This window comes from Pseudomonas sp. EMN2 (genome assembly GCF_009650555.1).
In the GTDB taxonomy this organism is placed as follows: domain Bacteria; phylum Pseudomonadota; class Gammaproteobacteria; order Pseudomonadales; family Pseudomonadaceae; genus Aquipseudomonas; species Aquipseudomonas sichuanensis.
Genome location: NZ_VZZR01000057.1, coordinates 15,657 through 33,304, shown reverse-complemented (window position 1 = coordinate 33,304; position 17,648 = coordinate 15,657). Strand labels below are relative to the sequence as shown.

Below are 17,648 nucleotides of genomic sequence, written 5' to 3'. Positions count from 1 at the left end.
AATCCTCGTCCAGTCATGTGTGAAAAGTTACCTTTCCCCAGGTGAATCTGCCCACGCCCAAGACGCTGTCCGTCATCGCGCGCCCGTGGAAGCGGGTCTTGAACTCAGGTGCTGTACATGGATTTCAACCCGCTGGACCTCATCCTGCATCTCGATGCCTACCTCGATCTGCTGGTCACCAACTACGGCCCCTGGATCTACGCCATCCTGTTTGCCGTGATCTTCTGCGAAACCGGCCTGGTGGTGATGCCTTTCCTGCCGGGTGACTCGCTGTTGTTCATCGCCGGTGCCGTGGCCGCAGGCGGCGGCATGGACCCGGTGCTGCTGGCCGGCCTGCTGATGGCGGCGGCGATCCTCGGCGACAGCACCAACTATGTGATCGGGCGCACGGCTGGTGAACGGCTGTTCAGCAACCCCAGCTCGAAGATCTTCCGCCAGGACTACCTGCAGCGGACCCACGACTTCTATGCCCGCCATGGCGGCAAGACCGTCACCCTCGCCCGCTTCCTGCCGATCCTGCGTACCTTCGCGCCGTTCGTCGCCGGTATTGCCCACATGCACTACCCGCGCTTCCTGGCCTTCAGCATCACCGGCTCGCTGCTGTGGGTGGGCGGCCTGGTCACGCTGGGCTACTTCTTCGGCAATGTGCCGTTCATCAAGCAACACCTGTCGCTGATGGTGGTGGCCATCATCATCCTGTCGCTGGTGCCGATGCTCCTCGGTCTGCTGCGCGGCCGCCTGGGCCGCACCGCCAAGGCCCACTGACGCGAATGTGGTCATTCAGCGCCTGGCGGCGCCAGCGCACCCTGGCCCGCTACCCGGTCGATGAGCAACTGTGGCAGGCCATCCGCCAGCGCCTGCCAATGCTCGACGGCATCAGCGACGACGAAGACCGCTGGCTGCGCGAGGCTTGCGTGCTGTTCCTGCACGACAAGCACCTGACCGCCCTGCCCGGGGTCGAACTGGATGACCAGCAGCGTCTGTTCCTCGCCGCCCAGGCCCAGCTTCCACTGCTGCACCTGGGCGAGCTGAACTGGTACCAGGGGTTCCATGAGCTAATCCTCTACCCCGACGACTTCCTCAGCCCCCAGCGCCATCGCGACAGCAGCGGCGTGGAACACGTGTGGGACGCCGAGCACAGTGGCGAAGCCTGGCAGCAGGGCCCGGTGATCCTGGCCTGGCCGGGGGTGCTGGCCAGCGGCGGCTGGGAAGCCTACAACCTGGTGATCCACGAACTGGCGCACAAGCTCGACATGCTCAATGGCGACGCCAACGGCCTGCCACCGCTGCACAGCGGCATGCAGGTCGAAGACTGGGCCAACGCCATGCAGCATGCCTACGACGACCTGAACCGTCAGCTCGACGCCAACCCCGACGCCGAGACCGCCATCGACCCCTACGCGGCAGAGAATCCAGCGGAGTTCTTCGCCGTCAGCAGCGAGTACTTCTTCAGCGCCCCCGACCTGCTGCATGCCGCTTATCCAAAGGTCTACCTTCAGCTGTCGCTGTTCTACCGCCAGGACCCGCTGGCCCGTCTGGCACGCCTGCAGGCCGAGCATCCGGACTACCGCGAAAACCACGCCTGACAGCCCCGCACATCAGGCCGGGCGTGGCATGCCCAGTCGGAATGTGCCTATAATCGCGCCACTTTTTTTGATCAAACACGGGGGCATAGCCCAATGAGCTACAGCAAGATCCCGGCTGGCAAAGACCTGCCGAACGACATCTACGTCGCTATCGAGATCCCGGCCAACCACGCGCCGATCAAGTACGAAATCGACAAGGACAGCGACACCCTGTTCGTCGACCGCTTCATGGCCACCCCGATGTTCTACCCGGCCAACTACGGTTTCATCCCCAACACCCTGGCTGACGACGGTGATCCGCTGGACGTGCTGGTCGTCACCCCGTACCCGGTTGCTCCAGGCTCGGTCATCCGCGCCCGCCCGGTCGGCGTGCTGAACATGACCGACGACGGCGGCGGCGACGCCAAGGTCATCGCCGTCCCGCACGACAAGCTGTCCCAGCTGTACGTTGACGTGAAGGAATACACCGACCTGCCAGCCCTGCTGATCCAGCAGATCGAGCACTTCTTCGCCAACTACAAGGATCTGGAGAAGGGCAAGTGGGTCAAGATCGAAGGCTGGGAAGGCGCCGACGCCGCCCGCGCCGCGATCACCAAGTCGGTTGCTGCCTACAAAGGCTGAAGCTGACGCATGAAAAAGCCCTGCCTCGGCAGGGCTTTTTTGTGGGCGATGGAAAATTCCTACCTACTCCTAGGCAAATGCCTGCGAACCGTAATAATTCCCACAGATCGCCTCCACATCGAGTTCATTTCCACACAGTAATCAGGGCGATAGACTCGCCAACATGAACTCATCCGGTGATCGCCTCAAAGCCCTCCTGCTGGAGTGCAACCTGACCCCTTCCGACTTTGCTGCCCAGCGCAATGTCACGCCCCAACACATCAACAACTGGTTCAAGCGTGGCGTGCCGCAAGCCCGGCTCGACGAAATCGCCGACCTGTTCTGTGTGTACCCGCGCTGGCTACGTAGCGGCGAAGGCCCCAAACATCCCGACCCTCTCGCGCCTGCCCGCCCTGCCCTTGCCCCCACGCAAGCCCCTGCCCCGCTGCTGGCGCTGGGCGCGCAAAGCGTGCGACTACCCTTGCACCAGTTGCAGCAGGGTAGCCTGAGTGCCACACCCGAGCTGTTCCAGCCGATCCCCCGCCAAGCCCTCGACAGCGTGGGCGTTGCCGCGCACGACGCCTTCTGTATCGGCATGCCGGCCAGCAACATGGCGCCGCTATTGCCCCAGGGCACGCTCCTGGCCATCGACTCCAGCTTTACCCGGGTGATCGAAGGCGAATACTACGCACTGCTGCACAACGGCCGGTTGCGCGTGCACCGACTCACCCAAGGCAACAACGGCACCTTGTGCCTGCACAGCCACGACCGTCTCAACCACCCGGTGGAGCGCTTCACCGCCCAGCAGCGCAGAACGCAGAAGCTGGTAGTCCTCGGCTGGGTGTTCTGGTGGTCCTGCCTGCGCCCGGCGCGGCCATGCTGAAACACTTCGCACCATTTTTTGCTGGGCATCCCCGGTGAGCCCTAGTATGCTACGCGCCACATCACGCCCCCTGATGGTGCAAGCCGCATTGCAGAGGGCCTGGCGACGCCTCACACAGCCGTCCGCCATCTTTTTCAGGCCATGTTGCCAACCGTTTAAGGCGATTGCGGCTTATCAAAAATGAGCCAAGATCGTCCCCGAGAAGCCGGCCACAAGCCGGCTTTTTAATGCCTGCACATTCCCTGCACATCCCCACCGGGCATCGCCTGGGTTCTGTTGTGCGTCTTGCGCGCCCATCGGGCCACTGGGCAACGCTCAGGGGTGCAAATACTTGAGCACATACAAGGACAGTTCACGGAACACGTCGGCCGGGATCCGCTCACTCAACGCCTGGGCCTTGCCCAGCGTTGCGCAGCAGACCTTGAGCATGTTGGCGCGCACCTGATCATCGATCATGCCGGTATGCACCAGCTGGAAGAACTGCGGATAGGTACTGGGCACCTGATCCAGGGACCCGCGGCGAATCTCGAACAGCCCCTCAATGTGGGGTGGCTGGAAGTACGTTTCACCGGCCTCTGCCGCCTGCGGCACCAGCTGCAACGCCGGGGAGCAGACGCTGCGGCACAACAACCTGCTCTCCCGGTCGGTTTCCATGCCGCGTTGATACAAGCTGATCTGCGAGCCAGGGCTCACCAGGCAGGCGGTCTCGAAGGCATCGATGATCCTTGCGGCATTGGCTTGTGACGCCTCGATCTTGCTGAGGGAAACGAAGCGTTCGAGCTGGTCCTCAGCCACGCTCTTTACCCCGCGCTCCAGAGTGTTCCAGTGACCGAATTCCTTCTGGCAGGCGATCAGGTGCAGCTCCAACTGGTAGCCCGCCTGTTGCGCCAGGGCCGGCACATCGGCGAAGGCCACGTCGTCCAGCGCGGTCTCCATGATGATGTCGTAGTGGTTGGCCAGCGCATGCTTGAAGAGCTTGCCGCCCAACTGCCAGATGAACTGCTCGGTGTGAGCGTAGACATGCCGGCCACCGTCGGCCTTCATCTGCTCGTACTGTGGATGCAGTTTGCGATAAGCCGGGTCGTAGAGACTGACGTAGTCGTCATAGCGCTTGCTCGCCAGCAGCGAGTTGTTGAGCAGATAGGTCTTGCCCGAGCCTTCGGCGCCGGCGACGACCAGCATTCTCGGCGCCGGGTTGCCCTGGGCGTCGGTCCGTCGTTTGCGGCTGAACAGACTGGATTCGAGGGTTTCGAAAGCGGTTGCGACGTCTTCGGCGGTAAAGGTATGGAGCTGGGACATGCTGGTCATTCCTGTTGACTGCCCGGGAATGGGCGAGCCAACAAGGTAAAACCCGTTCAGGCGAAGCCTGCGGTAGATAACGCTGCCGTTATCGCATCCCCTGGTCGCAACTTCAGCCTTTCACACACACCACCTGGCGCAGGGTATGCACCACCTCGACCAGCTCGCGCTGGGCTTGCATGACCGCGTCGATATCCTTGTAGGCCATCGGGATCTCGTCGATCACATCCTTGTCCTTGCGGCACTCGACATGGGCCGTGGCGCGCCGCTGGTCATCGACGCTGAAGCGGCTCTTGGCCTTGGTGCGGCTCATCAATCGGCCTGCACCATGGCTGCACGAGCAGAACGACTCCTCGTTGCCCAGGCCGCGCACGATGAAGCTCTTGGCACCCATGGAACCCGGGATGATGCCCAGCTGCCCCTTCTGCGCCGACACCGCCCCTTTGCGCGTCACCAGCACTTCACGACCGAAGTGCTGTTCCTTCTGCACATAGTTGTGGTGGCAGTTGACCGCCTCGAGGCTGGCCTCGAACGGTTTGCCCAGCACCTTGCGGGTGGCCGCCACCACCGCCTGCATCATCAGCTCGCGGTTGTGCCGGGCGAAATCCTGGGCCCACTCCACCGCCTCCACGTAGTCGGCGAAATGCCGGCTGCCCTCCTCGAAATAGGCCAGGTCCTTGTCCGGCAGATTGGCCAGGTGCTGGCGCATGTCGGCCTGGGCCAACTCGATGAACAGGTTGCCGATGGCATTGCCGACGCCGCGCGAGCCACTGTGCAACATGAACCAGACCCGGTCAGCTTCGTCCAGGCAGACTTCGATGAAGTGGTTGCCACCGCCCAGGGTGCCCAGGTGCTGGCGGTTATTGGTCTTTTCCAGCCGAGGGTACTTGTCGGTGATGGCCTTGAAGCGCCCGGCCAGGCCTTGCCACTGCTGGTCGGCCTGCCTGGGCACGTCGTCCCAGGCGCCCTGGTCGCGGCGGCCAAAGGTCTTGCCGTGGGGCACGGCCTGCTCGATGGCCGTACGCAGGCCGTGCAGGTTGTCCGGCAGGTCACGGGCATGCAGCGAGGTCCGCGCGGCGATCATGCCGCAGCCGATGTCCACCCCCACCGCCGCCGGTATGATCGCACCCAGCGTGGGGATCACGCTGCCGATGGTCGAGCCCTTGCCCAGGTGCACGTCCGGCATCACCGCCAGGTGCTTGAAGATGAACGGCATCTGCGCCGTGTTGAGCAACTGTTTACGGGCCTCGTCTTCCACCGGCACGCCGTCGGTCCACAGTTTGATCGGCTTGCCGCCGGCGCCTTGCAAGGTGTCCATGTCGTCGATTCCGCAGAGCTTTTGCCGCCATGATACCGCCGAAGGTCGTAGACCGGCCGCTTGCCAGCAGGGTGGCACAGTGCTGTATGCTTGCCCGGTCTTCAGGGCGGGGTGAAAGTCCCCACCGGCGGTAAATCGAAAGATGAGCCCGCGAGCGCCCCGGCCATGCCGGGGGTCAGCAGATCTGGTGCGACTCCAGAGCCGACGGTCATAGTCCGGATGAAAGAAGGCGTCAGGCAGGGGCCATCCGGGCGCCCCTGCGCGCGCATTTTGTTCGCCCCGAGACGTTCATCGATCATTCACGAGGAGCGTTTCATGTCCACCTTGCTCAACAAGCAATTCCCCAACGTCACTGCCGCCGTCGCCGCCTTCCAGGCCGGGCGCCCGGTGCTGCTGCTCGACGACGACGACCGCGAGGACGAAGCCGATATCGTCGCCGCCGCCGAGAACCTTTCGCTGCAGACCATGGCCATGATGATCCGCGACTGCAGCGGCATCGTCTGCCTGTGCCTGGACGAAGCCACCGTCGACGCCTTGCAACTGGCACCGATGGTGCCGAACAACCAGGCCCGCCACGGTACCGGTTTCACCGTCACCATCGAGGCGGCCGAGGGCGTGAGCACCGGCGTTTCGGCCCAGGATCGCATCACCACCATCGAGGCGGCGTTGCGCTCCACCGCGCAGCAGCGGCATATCGTCAGCCCCGGCCACGTGTTCCCGCTGCGCGCCCGCGACGGCGGCGTGCTGACCCGCCGCGGCCACACCGAAGGCTCGGTGGATCTGGCGCGCTTGGCCGGCCTGCGCCCGGCGGCGGTGCTGTGTGAGCTGATGAACCCCGATGGCAGCATGGCCCGGGGTGAGCAAGTGGCGGTGTATGCCCGGCAGTACAACCTGCCGGTGCTGACCATCGAGGAATTGGCGCGCTATCGCGAAGCCATGCTGGCGCTCGAGGCCGAGCCGGCCTGATAGCCGCATCGCGGGGCAAGCCCGCTCCCACGATACCCTGTGGGAGCGGGCTTGCCCCGCGATGGGCCTGAAACTCAACGCAACCCCAACGGCCCCTTCAAGTACGCATACAACCCCGCCGCACTCTTGCGATAGCCGTCAGCCGTCAGGTGCACCAGGTCTGGCCGCGCCAGCCCATTGGCCTGCCAACCGGCAATCGAGCACGGCCCGCCCATGAACGCCTGCCAGTCCCAGAACAGCGCCTTGTGCCGCTGTGCCAACTGCTTCTGAATGCGGATCACCGCCGCCAGCGGCTGTGGTTGACGCGCCGCGCAACTCCCCGCCTTGCGCCGCTTGATCGAGTCCGGCGGACCGACCAGCAGGATCGCCGCTTGCGGCAGATCCTTGCGCAGGCTGCGCAGCGTGGTTTCCAGCTGCGACTGGTACAGCCCCAGGTCGAGGGTGTCGTCGAATGCCTCGTTGGTGCCATAGGCCAGGATCACCAGGTCCGGCCGCACGGCCTTGAGGCTGTCCAGCCAACCCGGCTGCCACTTGTCCACCACCTCCTGGCGGGCACCATTGATGCCGAGCGCCGAGTAGATCACCCCGGCATTCTTCTGCCCCTGCAGGTACCAGCCGCCCAACGCGATGCTGCTGCCGCCCTCGACGCTCAGTTGCACCGGCAGGCCGAGATTGGCGAAGACCGGGCTGAAGCGCCACTGGCCGTTGCTGATGGCAAGCGGGCGGCGCTGGCCGCCGTTGGCCAGCAGCGTGGCATTGCCGGTGGACTGGTACAACGCCGAGACCTTGTAGCGCTGGCGGTCTTCATCGCGCGCCTGCAACAGCACGCTGGAGCGGTTGGCCTGCGGCAGCGACAGGTAACCGCCAAGCGGGAACTGACTGCTCTGCTGGTTGCGTGCCGACACCAGTTGCCACTGGCGCGCCTCGCTCTTGATGATCACCCGGTCATTGCGGATGCCCGGCACCGACGAGGCCGGCACCAGGCCGATACCGCCATCGCCGTATTGCGCCTGCAACAGGCGGCGCAGCTCACCGCTAAACAGGTCGGCGGCGGTGTGCGAGTCGCCCAGCTGGACGATGCCAACCGGCGTGCGGCCGGCATTGCGCAACTTGCCGGCGAGCAGGCCGACATTGCCGTCCTGGCGCACCACGGGCGCGGCTGCCGGCCGTGCGGCGGGCTGGGTGGCCACGCTGTTGGCGCCGGTACTGCACGCGGGTACGGCGCTGATCAGCAGGGCCACGCCCAGCAAGTGATGCCATTGGCGCATCTTAGTGTCCTGTAACGGTCAGGCCCGGCAAGCTGATCAGCGACAGTACCTGTGCGGCGATCATCTTCTGGCCCGTGATGGTGAAATGAATGCCGTCATCGACCCGCACCTTGACCCGCTTGCCCTCGGGCGTCAGCACCGTCGCGGCAAACCCGTCGTCGGCATAGCCGAGGATCGGGTTGGCCGACACATAGTGCTGGCCGAACAGCGCAGTCTGCTGCTGGTACAGGCCGCTCAGGTAGCCCATGGCCGTGGACAGCCGCGGCTTCTCCATGTTCGGCGGCCCGACCCACAGCACCTGCACGTTGTGCACGCGGGCCTGGTCGAGGATCGAGTCGATACGTGCACGATAGGCCACTTCCCACTCCGGCGACTTGAAGCGCAGGAACGGCTTGCCCTTGCCCTGGGGCATGTCCCAGGGGTCGTTGGGGCCGAGGAACACCACCATCAGGCGGATGTTCGGCTCGTGGGCGAGGGTCTCGGCCACGGTTTTCGGCCAGTTGAAGAAGCCCGGGTAGGCCAGGCCGGTGCTCTGCTTGCTGAGGTTGACCGTGCGGATCTGGTAGCGCTTGCGCAGGCTGTTGGCCAGGTGCGGGGCCACGCCCTGCATCAGCGAGTCGCCCACCAGCAGTACGTCGTCGCCGGCGGCCAGGGAAACCACGGTTCCAGGTTGCAGCAAGTCCGGGGCCGCTGGCGCCGGTGGTGTTGCAACAGCCACCTGTGGCTGCGGGGCATGCTCCGGCGGGGCCACCGGCTTGGCCACTGGCGCCGCCGGCAAGGGTTGGGCCAGCGCCGCCGGTGTTTCCAGGTTGACCGTAACCACCGGTATCGGTGCGGGCAGCACCTCGGGCACTGGCCCTGCGACCTGCTGCTGCGCCGCTTGCAGTTGCTCGATGAGGCTGTCGCGGCCCTGCTCCAGCGCCGCCGTCAGCTGCGCCCCGAAGCGCCAGGCCGGCAGCGGGCCGAGCAACGGGATCTCGCAGCTCTGGTGGTATTTCTGCTGGCAGTACAGCCTGATCGAGTCCTGGTTCAGCCAGAACAACAAGGCGGTAGTGACCACGATCGCGTACAACGCACGGGCCGCACCCATCTGCACCTGAAACAGCTGTTTGCTATCAGAAGCTTGCATAGATGAACCCCGGCACACCCGATTGCGACGCGAAAATCACCAGCGACACGCCGATCCCCAAGGGCACCGGGTACAACTGCCAGGGCAGCCGCTGGCTGGCGGCAAAGCCCTTGCGCAGCACTGCCAGCCACTGTGGATAAGTGGCGATGTACAGCACGCAGGCCAGCAGCATCAGGCCGGTGGCGCTGTTGAGCCCGGCCAGGCTCAGCTGGGCGATGTCACCGAGCATCTCCACGGCGCCGTCCAGCGTCGGGCTGCGGAAGAAGATCCAGGCAAAGGCCACGTAGTGGAAGGTCATCAGGCGTGCCAGCAGGCCAGCGCCCGGCATCTGCGCGAAGCCCGGCAGCAGCTGGCTGAACAGCTTGGAGAGGGCCAGGCCAACCCCGTGCAGCGCACCCCACAGAATGAAGTTGATGCTGGCGCCATGCCACAGCCCGGACACCAGCATCGCCAGCAGCATGTTCAGGTTGCCGCGCCACACGCCCTTGCGGTTGCCGCCCAGAGGGATATAGACGTAGTCACGGATGAAGCGCGACAGGCTGATGTGCCAGCGCCCCCAGAATTCCTTGAGATTGTGCGCGGCATAAGGTGCGTTGAAGTTCTCCGGCAGGCGGAACCCCAACAGCAGGGCGATGCCGGTGACCAGGTTGGTGTAGCCGCTGAAGTTGAAGTAGATCAGCAGGCTGTAGCCGTACACGCTCAACAGCACCTGCTCGGGGGTGAAGCTGCCCGGGGTTTCGAACACCGGGTCGACCCACTCGCTGCCCAGCCAGGCGCTGAGGAAGAACAGCTTGACCACCGCCAGCGCGATCAGCCCCAGCGCCCGTTGCGGCTCCAGTACCTGGCGCAGGCCCTGCGGGCGGATCTGCGGCAGCATGTGTAGCGCACGGTTGACCGGGCCGGCCACCAGGCTTGGGAAGAACGCCAGGTACAGGGCCAGGTCCAGCGGTGTGGCCGGCGCCAGTTCGCGACGGTTGATCGATACCAGATAGCTGACCGAATGGAAGGTGTAGAACGACAGGCCGATAGGCACCAGCAATTCCAGCAACGGCAGCGACACGTCCAGCCCGGCCGCCGCCAACGCGGCTTGCACGCCTTCGACGAAGAAGACCTGGTACTTGAACAGGTAGAAGCAGCCCAGCACCAGGGTCAGCAGCAGCACGCCGCAGAACCGCCGCCCGGGGTAGCGCCCGGCCAGCAGCCCAAGCAGGTACACCAGTGCGCTGTAGCCCAGCAGGATGTAAAGCGAGTTCAGGCTGAAGCTCGCCACCAGGCCATAGCTTGCCGCCAGAAGCAGGAGGTTCTGTAGCCGTGCACTCCAGCACAGGCTCCAGTAGACAATGAAGAACAGCGTGAAGCAGAGGCCGAATTCGATCGAAAGGAAGCTCACAACGTAGTCCGTTACGTGACATCAAAGGGGGGCGCCAGCCCGCGGGCCAGAGGGCGCGGAGTATGGCAGAGGGCCAACCCCCTCACAATCTGAAAGCAACAGGATTTGCAAGCCATCTGCGCCCGTTCAAATGCAACAAGATAAGACCAAAGCCTTGCTGATTTGCTCCCCCTGCCCCGCTCTGCTAGTGTCGCGCCGTTCTGAATACCACCGAGACAGTCGCCATGGCCCGCAAAAAAGCCTCCATCGATTTCGAACAGTCCCTCGCCGACCTGCAAGCCCTGGTCGAGCGCCTGGAGAACGGCGAATTGTCGCTGGAAGAGTCGCTGGCCGCCTTCGAGCAAGGCATCGCCCTGACCCGTGACTGCCAGGGCGCCCTGGCCCAGGCCGAGCAAAAGGTGCAGATCCTGCTGGAGCGTGACGGCGAGCTGGCTGCCCAGCCGTTCGACGCGGAGCCAGAGGCATGATCGCCGGTTACCAGGCCAGCGCCCAGGTACGGGTCGACGCCGCACTCGAGACGCTGTTCAAGGCCCCCTCCAAGGAACTCGAGCGCCTGTACGCCGCCATGCGCTACAGCGTGATGAACGGTGGCAAGCGCGTGCGCCCGCTGCTCGCCTACGCCGCCTGCGAGGCCCTGGGCGTGCCGGCCGAACAGGCCAACGGCGCGGCCTGCGCGGTGGAACTGATCCACGCCTACTCGCTGGTGCATGACGACCTGCCGGCCATGGACGACGACGACCTGCGTCGCGGCCAGCCGACCACCCACAAAGCCTTCGACGAAGCCTGCGCCATCCTCGCCGGCGACGGCCTGCAAAGCCTGGCGTTCAGCGCCCTGCTCGACCCGGCGCTGAGCCCGCAGGCCGACAGCATCCGCCTGCAGATGGTCCAGGCCCTGGCCAAGGCCGCAGGCCCCGCCGGCATGGTCGGCGGCCAGGCCATCGACCTTGGCTCGGTGGGCGTCAAGCTCGACCAGCAGGCCCTGGAATACATGCACCGGCACAAGACCGGCGCGCTGATCGAAGCCAGCGTGCGCCTCGGCGCCCTGGCCAGCGCCCGCGCCGAACAGGCCCAGCTCGACGCCCTGCAGACTTATGCACAGGCCATCGGCCTGGCCTTCCAGGTGCAGGACGACATCCTCGATGTGGAGAGCGATACCGCCACCCTGGGCAAACGCCAGGGCGCCGACATCGCCCGCGACAAACCGACCTACCCGGCGCTGCTCGGGCTGGACGCGGCCAAGGCCTATGCCCTGGAGCTGCGCGACCAGGCGCTGGGCGCCCTCGCCGGCTTCGGCGACAGCGCCGAGCCGCTGCGGGCACTGGCCCGCTATATCGTCGAACGCCGCCATTAAACCTTGACGCCTATCCCTGTGGGAGCGGGTTTACCCGCGAATGCGGCGGTTGATGCAACATCGCATTCGCGGGTAAACCCGCTCCCACAGAGGGCGTAGGCCCCCGCTTGAATGGGCAGCTTTTCCCACAATGGGGTAAACTGCCGCGTCTTCAAACCTATAACGACTCGCCTGATGCCCACGACGTTTCAAGAGATCCCCCGCGAACGCCCGGTCACGCCGTTGCTCGACCGCGCCGACACGCCTGCCGGCCTGCGCCGGCTGGCCGAAGCCGACCTCGAGCCTTTGGCCGACGAGCTGCGCCAGGAACTGCTCTATACCGTGGGGCAGACCGGCGGGCATTTCGGTGCCGGCCTGGGCGTCATCGAGCTGACCATCGCCCTGCACTACGTCTTCGACACCCCGGATGACCGGCTGGTGTGGGACGTCGGTCACCAGGCCTACCCGCACAAGATCCTCACCGGCCGGCGCAACCGCATGTTGTCGCTGCGCCAGAAGGACGGCATCGCCGCCTTCCCGCGCCGTAGCGAGAGCGAGTACGACACCTTTGGCGTCGGTCACTCCAGCACCTCGATCAGCGCCGCGCTGGGCATGGCCATTGCCGCCCGCCTGCAGAACGATCCGCGCAAATCCATCGCGGTGATCGGCGACGGCGCACTGACCGCCGGCATGGCCTTCGAAGCGCTGAACCACGCGCAGGAAGTGAATGCCGACATGCTGGTCATTCTCAATGACAACGACATGTCGATCTCGCGCAACGTCGGCGGGCTGTCCAACTACCTGGCCAAGATTCTCTCCAGCCGCACCTACGCCAGCATGCGCGAAGGCAGCAAGAAAGTGCTGTCGCGCCTGCCCGGCGCCTGGGAAATCGCCCGCCGCACCGAGGAATACGCCAAGGGCATGCTGGTGCCCGGCACCCTGTTCGAAGAGCTGGGCTGGAACTACATCGGCCCGATCGACGGCCACGACCTGCCGACCATGATCGCCACCCTGCGCAACATGCGTGACCTCAAGGGCCCGCAGTTCCTGCATGTGGTGACCAAAAAGGGCAAGGGCTTCGCCCCGGCCGAGGTCGACCCGATCGGCTACCACGCCATCACCAAACTGGAGCCGGCCAACAAGCCGGTCGCGCCGAAGAAACCGAGCGGGCCGAAGTACTCCGCCGTGTTCGGCCAGTGGCTGTGCGACATGGCCGCCGCCGACAACCGCCTGGTGGGTATCACCCCGGCGATGAAGGAAGGCTCGGACCTGGTCGACTTCAGCGAACGCTACCCCGAGCGCTACTTCGACGTGGCGATTGCCGAACAGCACGCGGTCACCCTGGCCGCCGGCATGGCCTGCGAAGGCGCCAAGCCGGTGGTGGCGATCTACTCCACCTTCCTGCAGCGCGGCTATGACCAGCTGATCCACGACGTGGCGGTGCAGGACCTCGACGTGCTGTTCGCCATCGACCGCGCCGGCCTTGTCGGCGAGGACGGCCCGACCCACGCCGGGGCCTACGACCTGTCGTACCTGCGTTGCATCCCCGGCATGCTGGTGATGACCCCAAGCGACGAGAACGAGCTGCGCAAGATGCTCAGCACCGGCCACCACTACAAGGGCCCGGCGGCTGTGCGCTACCCGCGTGGCACCGGCCCGAACGCGCCGATCAGCGGCGACCTCGAGCCGCTGGAGATCGGCAAGGGCGTGGTTCGCCGCCGGGGCAGCAAGGTCGCCCTGCTGGTGTTCGGCGTGCAACTCACCGAGGCCCTGCAGGTGGCCGAGCAGATCGACGCCACCGTGGTCGACATGCGCTTCGTCAAACCGCTGGACGAGGCCCTGGTGCTGGAAATGGCCGCCGGCCATGAGCTGCTGGTGACCATCGAAGAGAACGCCATCATGGGCGGTGCCGGCGCCGCCGTGGGTGAGTTCCTCGCCCGCGAAGCGGTGGTCAAGCCGCTGCTGCACCTGGGCCTGCCGGACATCTATGTCGAGCACGCCAAGCCGGCGCAGATGCTCGCCGAGTGCGGGCTGGATGCCGCCGGGATCGAGGCTGCCGTCAAAGCCCGAATGGCCAAGCTCGGCTTGTAAGGACCTATCGCGGGGCAAGCCCGCTCCCACCAGTGATCGTGGGAGCGGGCTTGCCCCGCGATTGCAATTGAACTGCCCATGAAGATCTCTACCCTTTCCCTGCTCTGCCTCCCCGCCGCCGCCCTGGCCGCCGAACCCTCCCGCGACGACGCCCTCAAGCTCCCCGACGTACTGATCAGCGCCAGCCGCCAGGTCGAATCGCGCAGCGCCACCAGCGCCGCCAACACGGTGTTCACCCGCAGCGACATCGACCGCCTGCAACCCACCAGCGTCAGCGACCTGCTCGCTCGCGTGCCCGGTGTGCAAGTGGCACCAACCGGTGGCCGCGGCAGCCTGCCCGGCATCTTCATCCGTGGCACCAAGGCTGCGCAGACCTTGGTGCTGGTCGATGGCGTGCGCATCGCCAACGCCACCTCCGGCGACAGCGGCCTGCAGTTTCTCGACGTCGAGCAGATAGAACGGGTGGAAGTGCTGCGCGGCTCGCGTTCGGCGGTGTACGGCAGCGACGCCATCGGCGGGGTGATCCAGATCTTCACCCGCCGTGGCGACGGCCAGGGCCTGCAGCCGCGCCTGCGCCTGGCGGCCGGCAGCAACCAGGCCTGGCAGCGCAGCCTGGGCCTGTCCGGCGGCGATGGCGACACCCGTTTCAACCTGGGCGCCAGCCTGGACGAGACCGCCGGGATCGATTCGACCGGCCCGTCATTCGCCAGCGACGGCGACCATGACGCCTACCGCAACCGCTCGCTGAACCTGAGCCTGAGCCATGTGTTCAACGAACGCTTCGAAGCCGGGCTGAACCTGCTCGACAGCCGTGGGCGCAGCGAATACGACAACCCGTTCGGCCGCTTTGACCCGGTCACCTTCAAGAGCTTCGGCCAGAAGCCCTACACCGACTTCACCGTCAGCAGCCTCGGCACCTACCTGGACGCCCAGCTCAACGACGCCTGGCATTCGCGCCTCGAGCTGGGCCACAGCGAGAACCGCGACGACAAGCGCGACAAGCTCAGCGACGAGCGCCAGGTGTTCAACACCTACCGCGACCAGGTCACCTGGCAGAACGATTTCACCCTGGATGAGCGCAACAACCTGCTGCTCGGCGGCGACTGGTATGAGGACCGGGTGCATGCCAGCACCGACTTCGACGAGGACAGTCGCTGGAACCGCGCCATCTTTGCCCAGCACCGCTTCGCCGGTGAGTGGTACTCCACCGAACTGGGGCTGCGCCGCGACCAGAACCAGCAGTTCGGCGGCCAGACCACCTGGAGCGCAAGCCTCACCCTGCCGGTCAACGCCAGCAACGACCTGCTGCTGTCCTACAGCGAGGGGTTCCGTGCGCCGACCTTCAACGACCTGTACTACCCGCAGTACAGCAACCCGAACCTGGACCCCGAACGTTCGAAGAGCTACGAGCTGCAATGGCGTAGCCAGCTGACCGCCGACAGCCGCCTGGAAGCCTCGCTGTACCGCACCGACCTGCGCGACGCGATCATCTTCGGCGCCGACTCGATCCCGCGCAACGTGGCCTCGGCCCGCATCAACGGCTTCGAGCTGGGGCTGCAGCAGCAGTGGGGCGAGTGGCGCAGCCAGCTCGGCCTGGCCCTGATCGACCCGCGCGACCGTGACAGCGGCCACACCCTGGCCCGCCGCGCCCGGCGCACGCTAAGCCTGGACCTTGATCGGCAGTTCGAGCGTTTCAGCCTGGGCGGCAGCTGGCAGGCCGTCAGCAGCAGCTACGACGACGAGGCCAACCGCAATACCCTGGGTGGCTACGGCCTGCTCGGCCTGCGTGGCGGCTGGACGGCGACGGATGAGGTGAAGCTGGAACTCAAGCTCGACAACCTGCTGGACAAACAGTACAGCCGTGCCTTGTACAGCTTCGATGGCAGCCAGTACGGCTATCGCGAAGAGGGTCGCACTTGGCTGTTCAGCGTCACTTGGACACCGGCGCTGTAGCGTCCAGCAAGGCACACAAGCGCGCCGTGGCCTCGATCATCTGCCCGCTGGGCCGCTCCAGGCCCTTGTCCGGCACCACCAGCAAGCGGTCATCCTGTACGGCACTGAGCTTCGGCCAGCTACGCCAACTGGCCAGTTGCGCCTGGTCGCCGGCAAGGATCACCTGTGGGTCGCGCAACAGCACCGACTCCACACTGACCTGTGGCGCCGGTTGCGGCAGGTCATCGAACACATTGCGCGCCCCGCAGACCCGCAACGCATCGCTGACCACCTGCCGCCCGCCCAAGGTGTACAGGGGCTTGTCCCACACCTGGTAGAACACCCGCAACGGCGTCGCGCGCCGGTAGCGTTCGCGCAGGCCGTGCAGTCGCTCACGCAGGCTGGCCGCATACACGCGCCCCTGCTCGTCGCGCCCCAGTCGCTGGGCGATGGCTTCGATCTGGGTGATCAACTGGTCGAGGTCGCCGGGCTCGGCGCTGAAGGTGGCGATGCCCAGCCGCCGCAGCTGGTCGCGCTGCGCAGGCGCGACGCTGCCGGGCCAGAGCAGCAGCAGGTCGGGTTTGAGGCTGAGCAGCCGCTCCATGTCCAGTTGCCCGTGGCGCCCCACCGAAGGCAGGCCCTGCAGCGATGCCGGGCGTTCACCGCCATCGAGCAGGCCGACCAGCAGGTCCTGTGCCTGCAGCTCGACGACGATCTCGGTCATCGACGGCGCCAGGCTGACCACCCGCGGCGCGGCCTCGGCCAGGGCGCCGAAGCTCAACAGTGCAAGCAGGACGAGCAGCGCCCGCATCAGCCGAGCTGGCGCGGAATGCGGTAGAGGTACAACAGCACCACGGTGGAAATCGCCAGGAGGATCTGCGGCACCGCTTCCAGGCCGACCAGCACCGACAAGGCGGCGACCCAGGCTGGGAAACAGGCATACAGCATGGCCAGGCGCCGCACCCGCGCCAGCTCGATCCAGGCGGCCGGCTCCTCGGCACTGCCGAGCACCTTGTCGGTGGCGATCAGCGTGCGCTTGTAGGCGCCGAAGCGCGGCAGGCTGAGGAACATGGTGGCTGCACCGGCAATGAACAGCGGCATGGCCAGCACCGGGATCAGCGCCTCGCCGCCACCGAAAGCCCAGGCCATCACCGGCAGCGGCACCAGGCCGACCGCCAGGTACTGCCACCAGGCCAGCGCCAGGCGCCGTTTCACCTCGCCACGGGTCACGCCTGCGGCACCTCGCCCTGGTGCTTGTTGCCCATCATGTGGCCCAGCTTGTCGGCCTTGGTGGCCAGGTACAGGCGGTTGTGCGGGTTGTGGCCGGTGTGCAGCGGCACGCGCTCGGCGACCTTGATGTGCATGTCGGTCAGGGCTTTGACCTTGCGCGGGTTGTTGGTCATCAAACGCAGCGCACTGACGCCCAGGTGCTCGAGCATCGGCAGGCACATGGCATAGTCACGCTGGTCGGCGGCGAAGCCCAGGCGCTCGTTGGCCTCGACGGTGTCGGCGCCGCCGTCCTGCAGCTCGTAGGCGCGGATCTTGTTCAACAGGCCGATGCCACGGCCTTCCTGGCGCAGGTACAGCAGCACGCCACGGCCTTCGCGGGCGATGGCCTGCAGCGCGGCGTCCAGCTGTGAACCGCAGTCGCAACGCTGGCTGAACAGCGCATCGCCGGTCAGGCACTCGGAGTGCAGCCGCCCCAACACCGGCTCGCCGTCGGCGATGTCACCCAGGCTGAGCACCACATGCTCACGGCCGGTGGCTTCGTCGAGGAAACCATGCATGGTGAAAATCGCGTAGGGGGTCGGGAGTTTGCAAGCGGCGACAAAGACGACGGGCACGTTGTGCTCCTG

Annotated in this window: 17 protein-coding genes and 1 riboswitch; of the genes, 9 read left to right on the top strand and 8 right to left on the bottom strand. The window is 65.9% G+C overall.

Going from position 1 to position 17,648, the window contains the following annotated elements:
• Positions 1-117 precede the first annotated feature (117 nt).
• From F6X61_RS17750 to F6X61_RS17735, 4 genes are all read left to right on the top strand, one after another.
• Positions 118-765, top strand: a complete 648-nt coding sequence (locus F6X61_RS17750) for a DedA family protein (RefSeq protein ID WP_153787706.1) — start codon at positions 118-120, stop codon at positions 763-765.
• Between the two features lie 5 nt (positions 766-770).
• On the top strand, positions 771-1,586 hold the full coding sequence (locus tag F6X61_RS17745) for a zinc-dependent peptidase (protein ID WP_153787705.1): 816 nt from the start codon (positions 771-773) through the stop codon (positions 1,584-1,586).
• Positions 1,587-1,679: 93 nt separating this feature from the next.
• Positions 1,680-2,207 carry an inorganic diphosphatase gene (gene ppa / locus F6X61_RS17740; protein WP_003255365.1) on the top strand — a complete coding sequence of 176 codons (528 nt, stop codon included), beginning with the start codon at positions 1,680-1,682 and terminating at the stop codon, positions 2,205-2,207.
• Positions 2,208-2,370: 163 nt separating this feature from the next.
• Entirely contained in the window at positions 2,371-3,069 is a 699-nt protein-coding gene (locus F6X61_RS17735) for a LexA family transcriptional regulator (protein WP_153787704.1), read from the top strand.
• Between the two features lie 315 nt (positions 3,070-3,384).
• Here the strand turns inward: F6X61_RS17735 and F6X61_RS17730 are convergent, their stop codons facing one another.
• Together F6X61_RS17730 and F6X61_RS17725 are read right to left on the bottom strand one after the other, a co-directional pair.
• Positions 3,385-4,368, bottom strand: a complete 984-nt coding sequence (locus F6X61_RS17730) for a zeta toxin family protein (protein WP_153787703.1) — start codon at positions 4,366-4,368, stop codon at positions 3,385-3,387.
• Between the two features lie 112 nt (positions 4,369-4,480).
• Entirely contained in the window at positions 4,481-5,695 is a 1,215-nt protein-coding gene (locus tag F6X61_RS17725) for an RtcB family protein (RefSeq protein ID WP_153787765.1), read from the bottom strand.
• 84 nt (positions 5,696-5,779) lie between these two features.
• A riboswitch (FMN riboswitch) is annotated at positions 5,780-5,921 on the top strand.
• 80 nt (positions 5,922-6,001) lie between these two features.
• On the opposite strand from F6X61_RS17725, the gene ribB reads away from it, so the two are divergent.
• A complete protein-coding gene (ribB, locus tag F6X61_RS17720; protein ID WP_153787702.1) occupies positions 6,002-6,652 on the top strand; it encodes a 3,4-dihydroxy-2-butanone-4-phosphate synthase in 651 nt (216 codons plus the stop codon).
• Positions 6,653-6,726: 74 nt separating this feature from the next.
• On the opposite strand, the gene F6X61_RS17715 is transcribed toward ribB, so the two are convergent.
• Genes F6X61_RS17715 through F6X61_RS17705 form a run of 3 tightly spaced genes read right to left on the bottom strand, consistent with a single transcriptional unit; the run spans position 6,727 to position 10,439 of the window.
• Positions 6,727-7,920, bottom strand: a complete 1,194-nt coding sequence (locus F6X61_RS17715; protein ID WP_153787701.1) for an SGNH/GDSL hydrolase family protein — start codon at positions 7,918-7,920, stop codon at positions 6,727-6,729.
• Between the two features lies 1 nt (position 7,921).
• The gene (locus F6X61_RS17710; RefSeq protein ID WP_256671377.1) at positions 7,922-9,049 is read right to left on the bottom strand and encodes an SGNH family hydrolase; all 1,128 of its coding nucleotides are present in this window, start codon (positions 9,047-9,049) and stop codon (positions 7,922-7,924) included.
• Positions 9,036-10,439: an MBOAT family protein gene (locus tag F6X61_RS17705; RefSeq protein ID WP_153787700.1), complete on the bottom strand. Its 1,404-nt coding sequence runs from the start codon at positions 10,437-10,439 to the stop codon at positions 9,036-9,038. Before F6X61_RS17705 ends, F6X61_RS17710 begins: the two co-directional genes overlap by 14 nt.
• A 224-nt stretch (positions 10,440-10,663) precedes the next feature.
• Between F6X61_RS17705 and F6X61_RS17700 the strand changes: the two genes are divergently transcribed.
• The 4 genes from F6X61_RS17700 (at position 10,664) to F6X61_RS17685 (ending at position 15,813) form a co-directional block, all read left to right on the top strand.
• The gene (locus F6X61_RS17700; RefSeq protein ID WP_011531978.1) at positions 10,664-10,906 is read left to right on the top strand and encodes an exodeoxyribonuclease VII small subunit; all 243 of its coding nucleotides are present in this window, start codon (positions 10,664-10,666) and stop codon (positions 10,904-10,906) included.
• Positions 10,903-11,790 (top strand): (2E,6E)-farnesyl diphosphate synthase, encoded by an 888-nt coding sequence (gene ispA / locus F6X61_RS17695; protein ID WP_110993361.1) that lies wholly within the window; start codon positions 10,903-10,905, stop codon positions 11,788-11,790. The genes F6X61_RS17700 and ispA overlap by 4 nt, the downstream gene beginning before the upstream one ends.
• Positions 11,791-11,964: 174 nt before the next feature.
• The gene (gene dxs / locus F6X61_RS17690; RefSeq protein WP_153787699.1) at positions 11,965-13,860 is read left to right on the top strand and encodes a 1-deoxy-D-xylulose-5-phosphate synthase; all 1,896 of its coding nucleotides are present in this window, start codon (positions 11,965-11,967) and stop codon (positions 13,858-13,860) included.
• Between the two features lie 78 nt (positions 13,861-13,938).
• Complete coding sequence (locus tag F6X61_RS17685; RefSeq protein WP_153787698.1) at positions 13,939-15,813, top strand: TonB-dependent receptor domain-containing protein; 1,875 nt, start codon at positions 13,939-13,941, stop codon at positions 15,811-15,813.
• On the opposite strand, the gene F6X61_RS17680 is transcribed toward F6X61_RS17685, so the two are convergent.
• From F6X61_RS17680 to ribA, 3 genes are read right to left on the bottom strand one after another with little or no spacing between them, the layout of a single operon-like run.
• Complete coding sequence (locus F6X61_RS17680) at positions 15,791-16,603, bottom strand: cobalamin-binding protein (protein WP_153787697.1); 813 nt, start codon at positions 16,601-16,603, stop codon at positions 15,791-15,793. The genes F6X61_RS17685 and F6X61_RS17680 overlap by 23 nt on opposite strands.
• Positions 16,603-17,022 carry an MFS transporter gene (locus tag F6X61_RS17675; protein WP_153787696.1) on the bottom strand — a complete coding sequence of 140 codons (420 nt, stop codon included), beginning with the start codon at positions 17,020-17,022 and terminating at the stop codon, positions 16,603-16,605. The genes F6X61_RS17680 and F6X61_RS17675 overlap by 1 nt, the downstream gene beginning before the upstream one ends.
• Positions 17,019-17,636 (bottom strand): GTP cyclohydrolase II, encoded by a 618-nt coding sequence (ribA, locus tag F6X61_RS17670; RefSeq protein WP_125462436.1) that lies wholly within the window; start codon positions 17,634-17,636, stop codon positions 17,019-17,021. Before ribA ends, F6X61_RS17675 begins: the two co-directional genes overlap by 4 nt.
• Positions 17,637-17,648 lie beyond the last annotated feature (12 nt).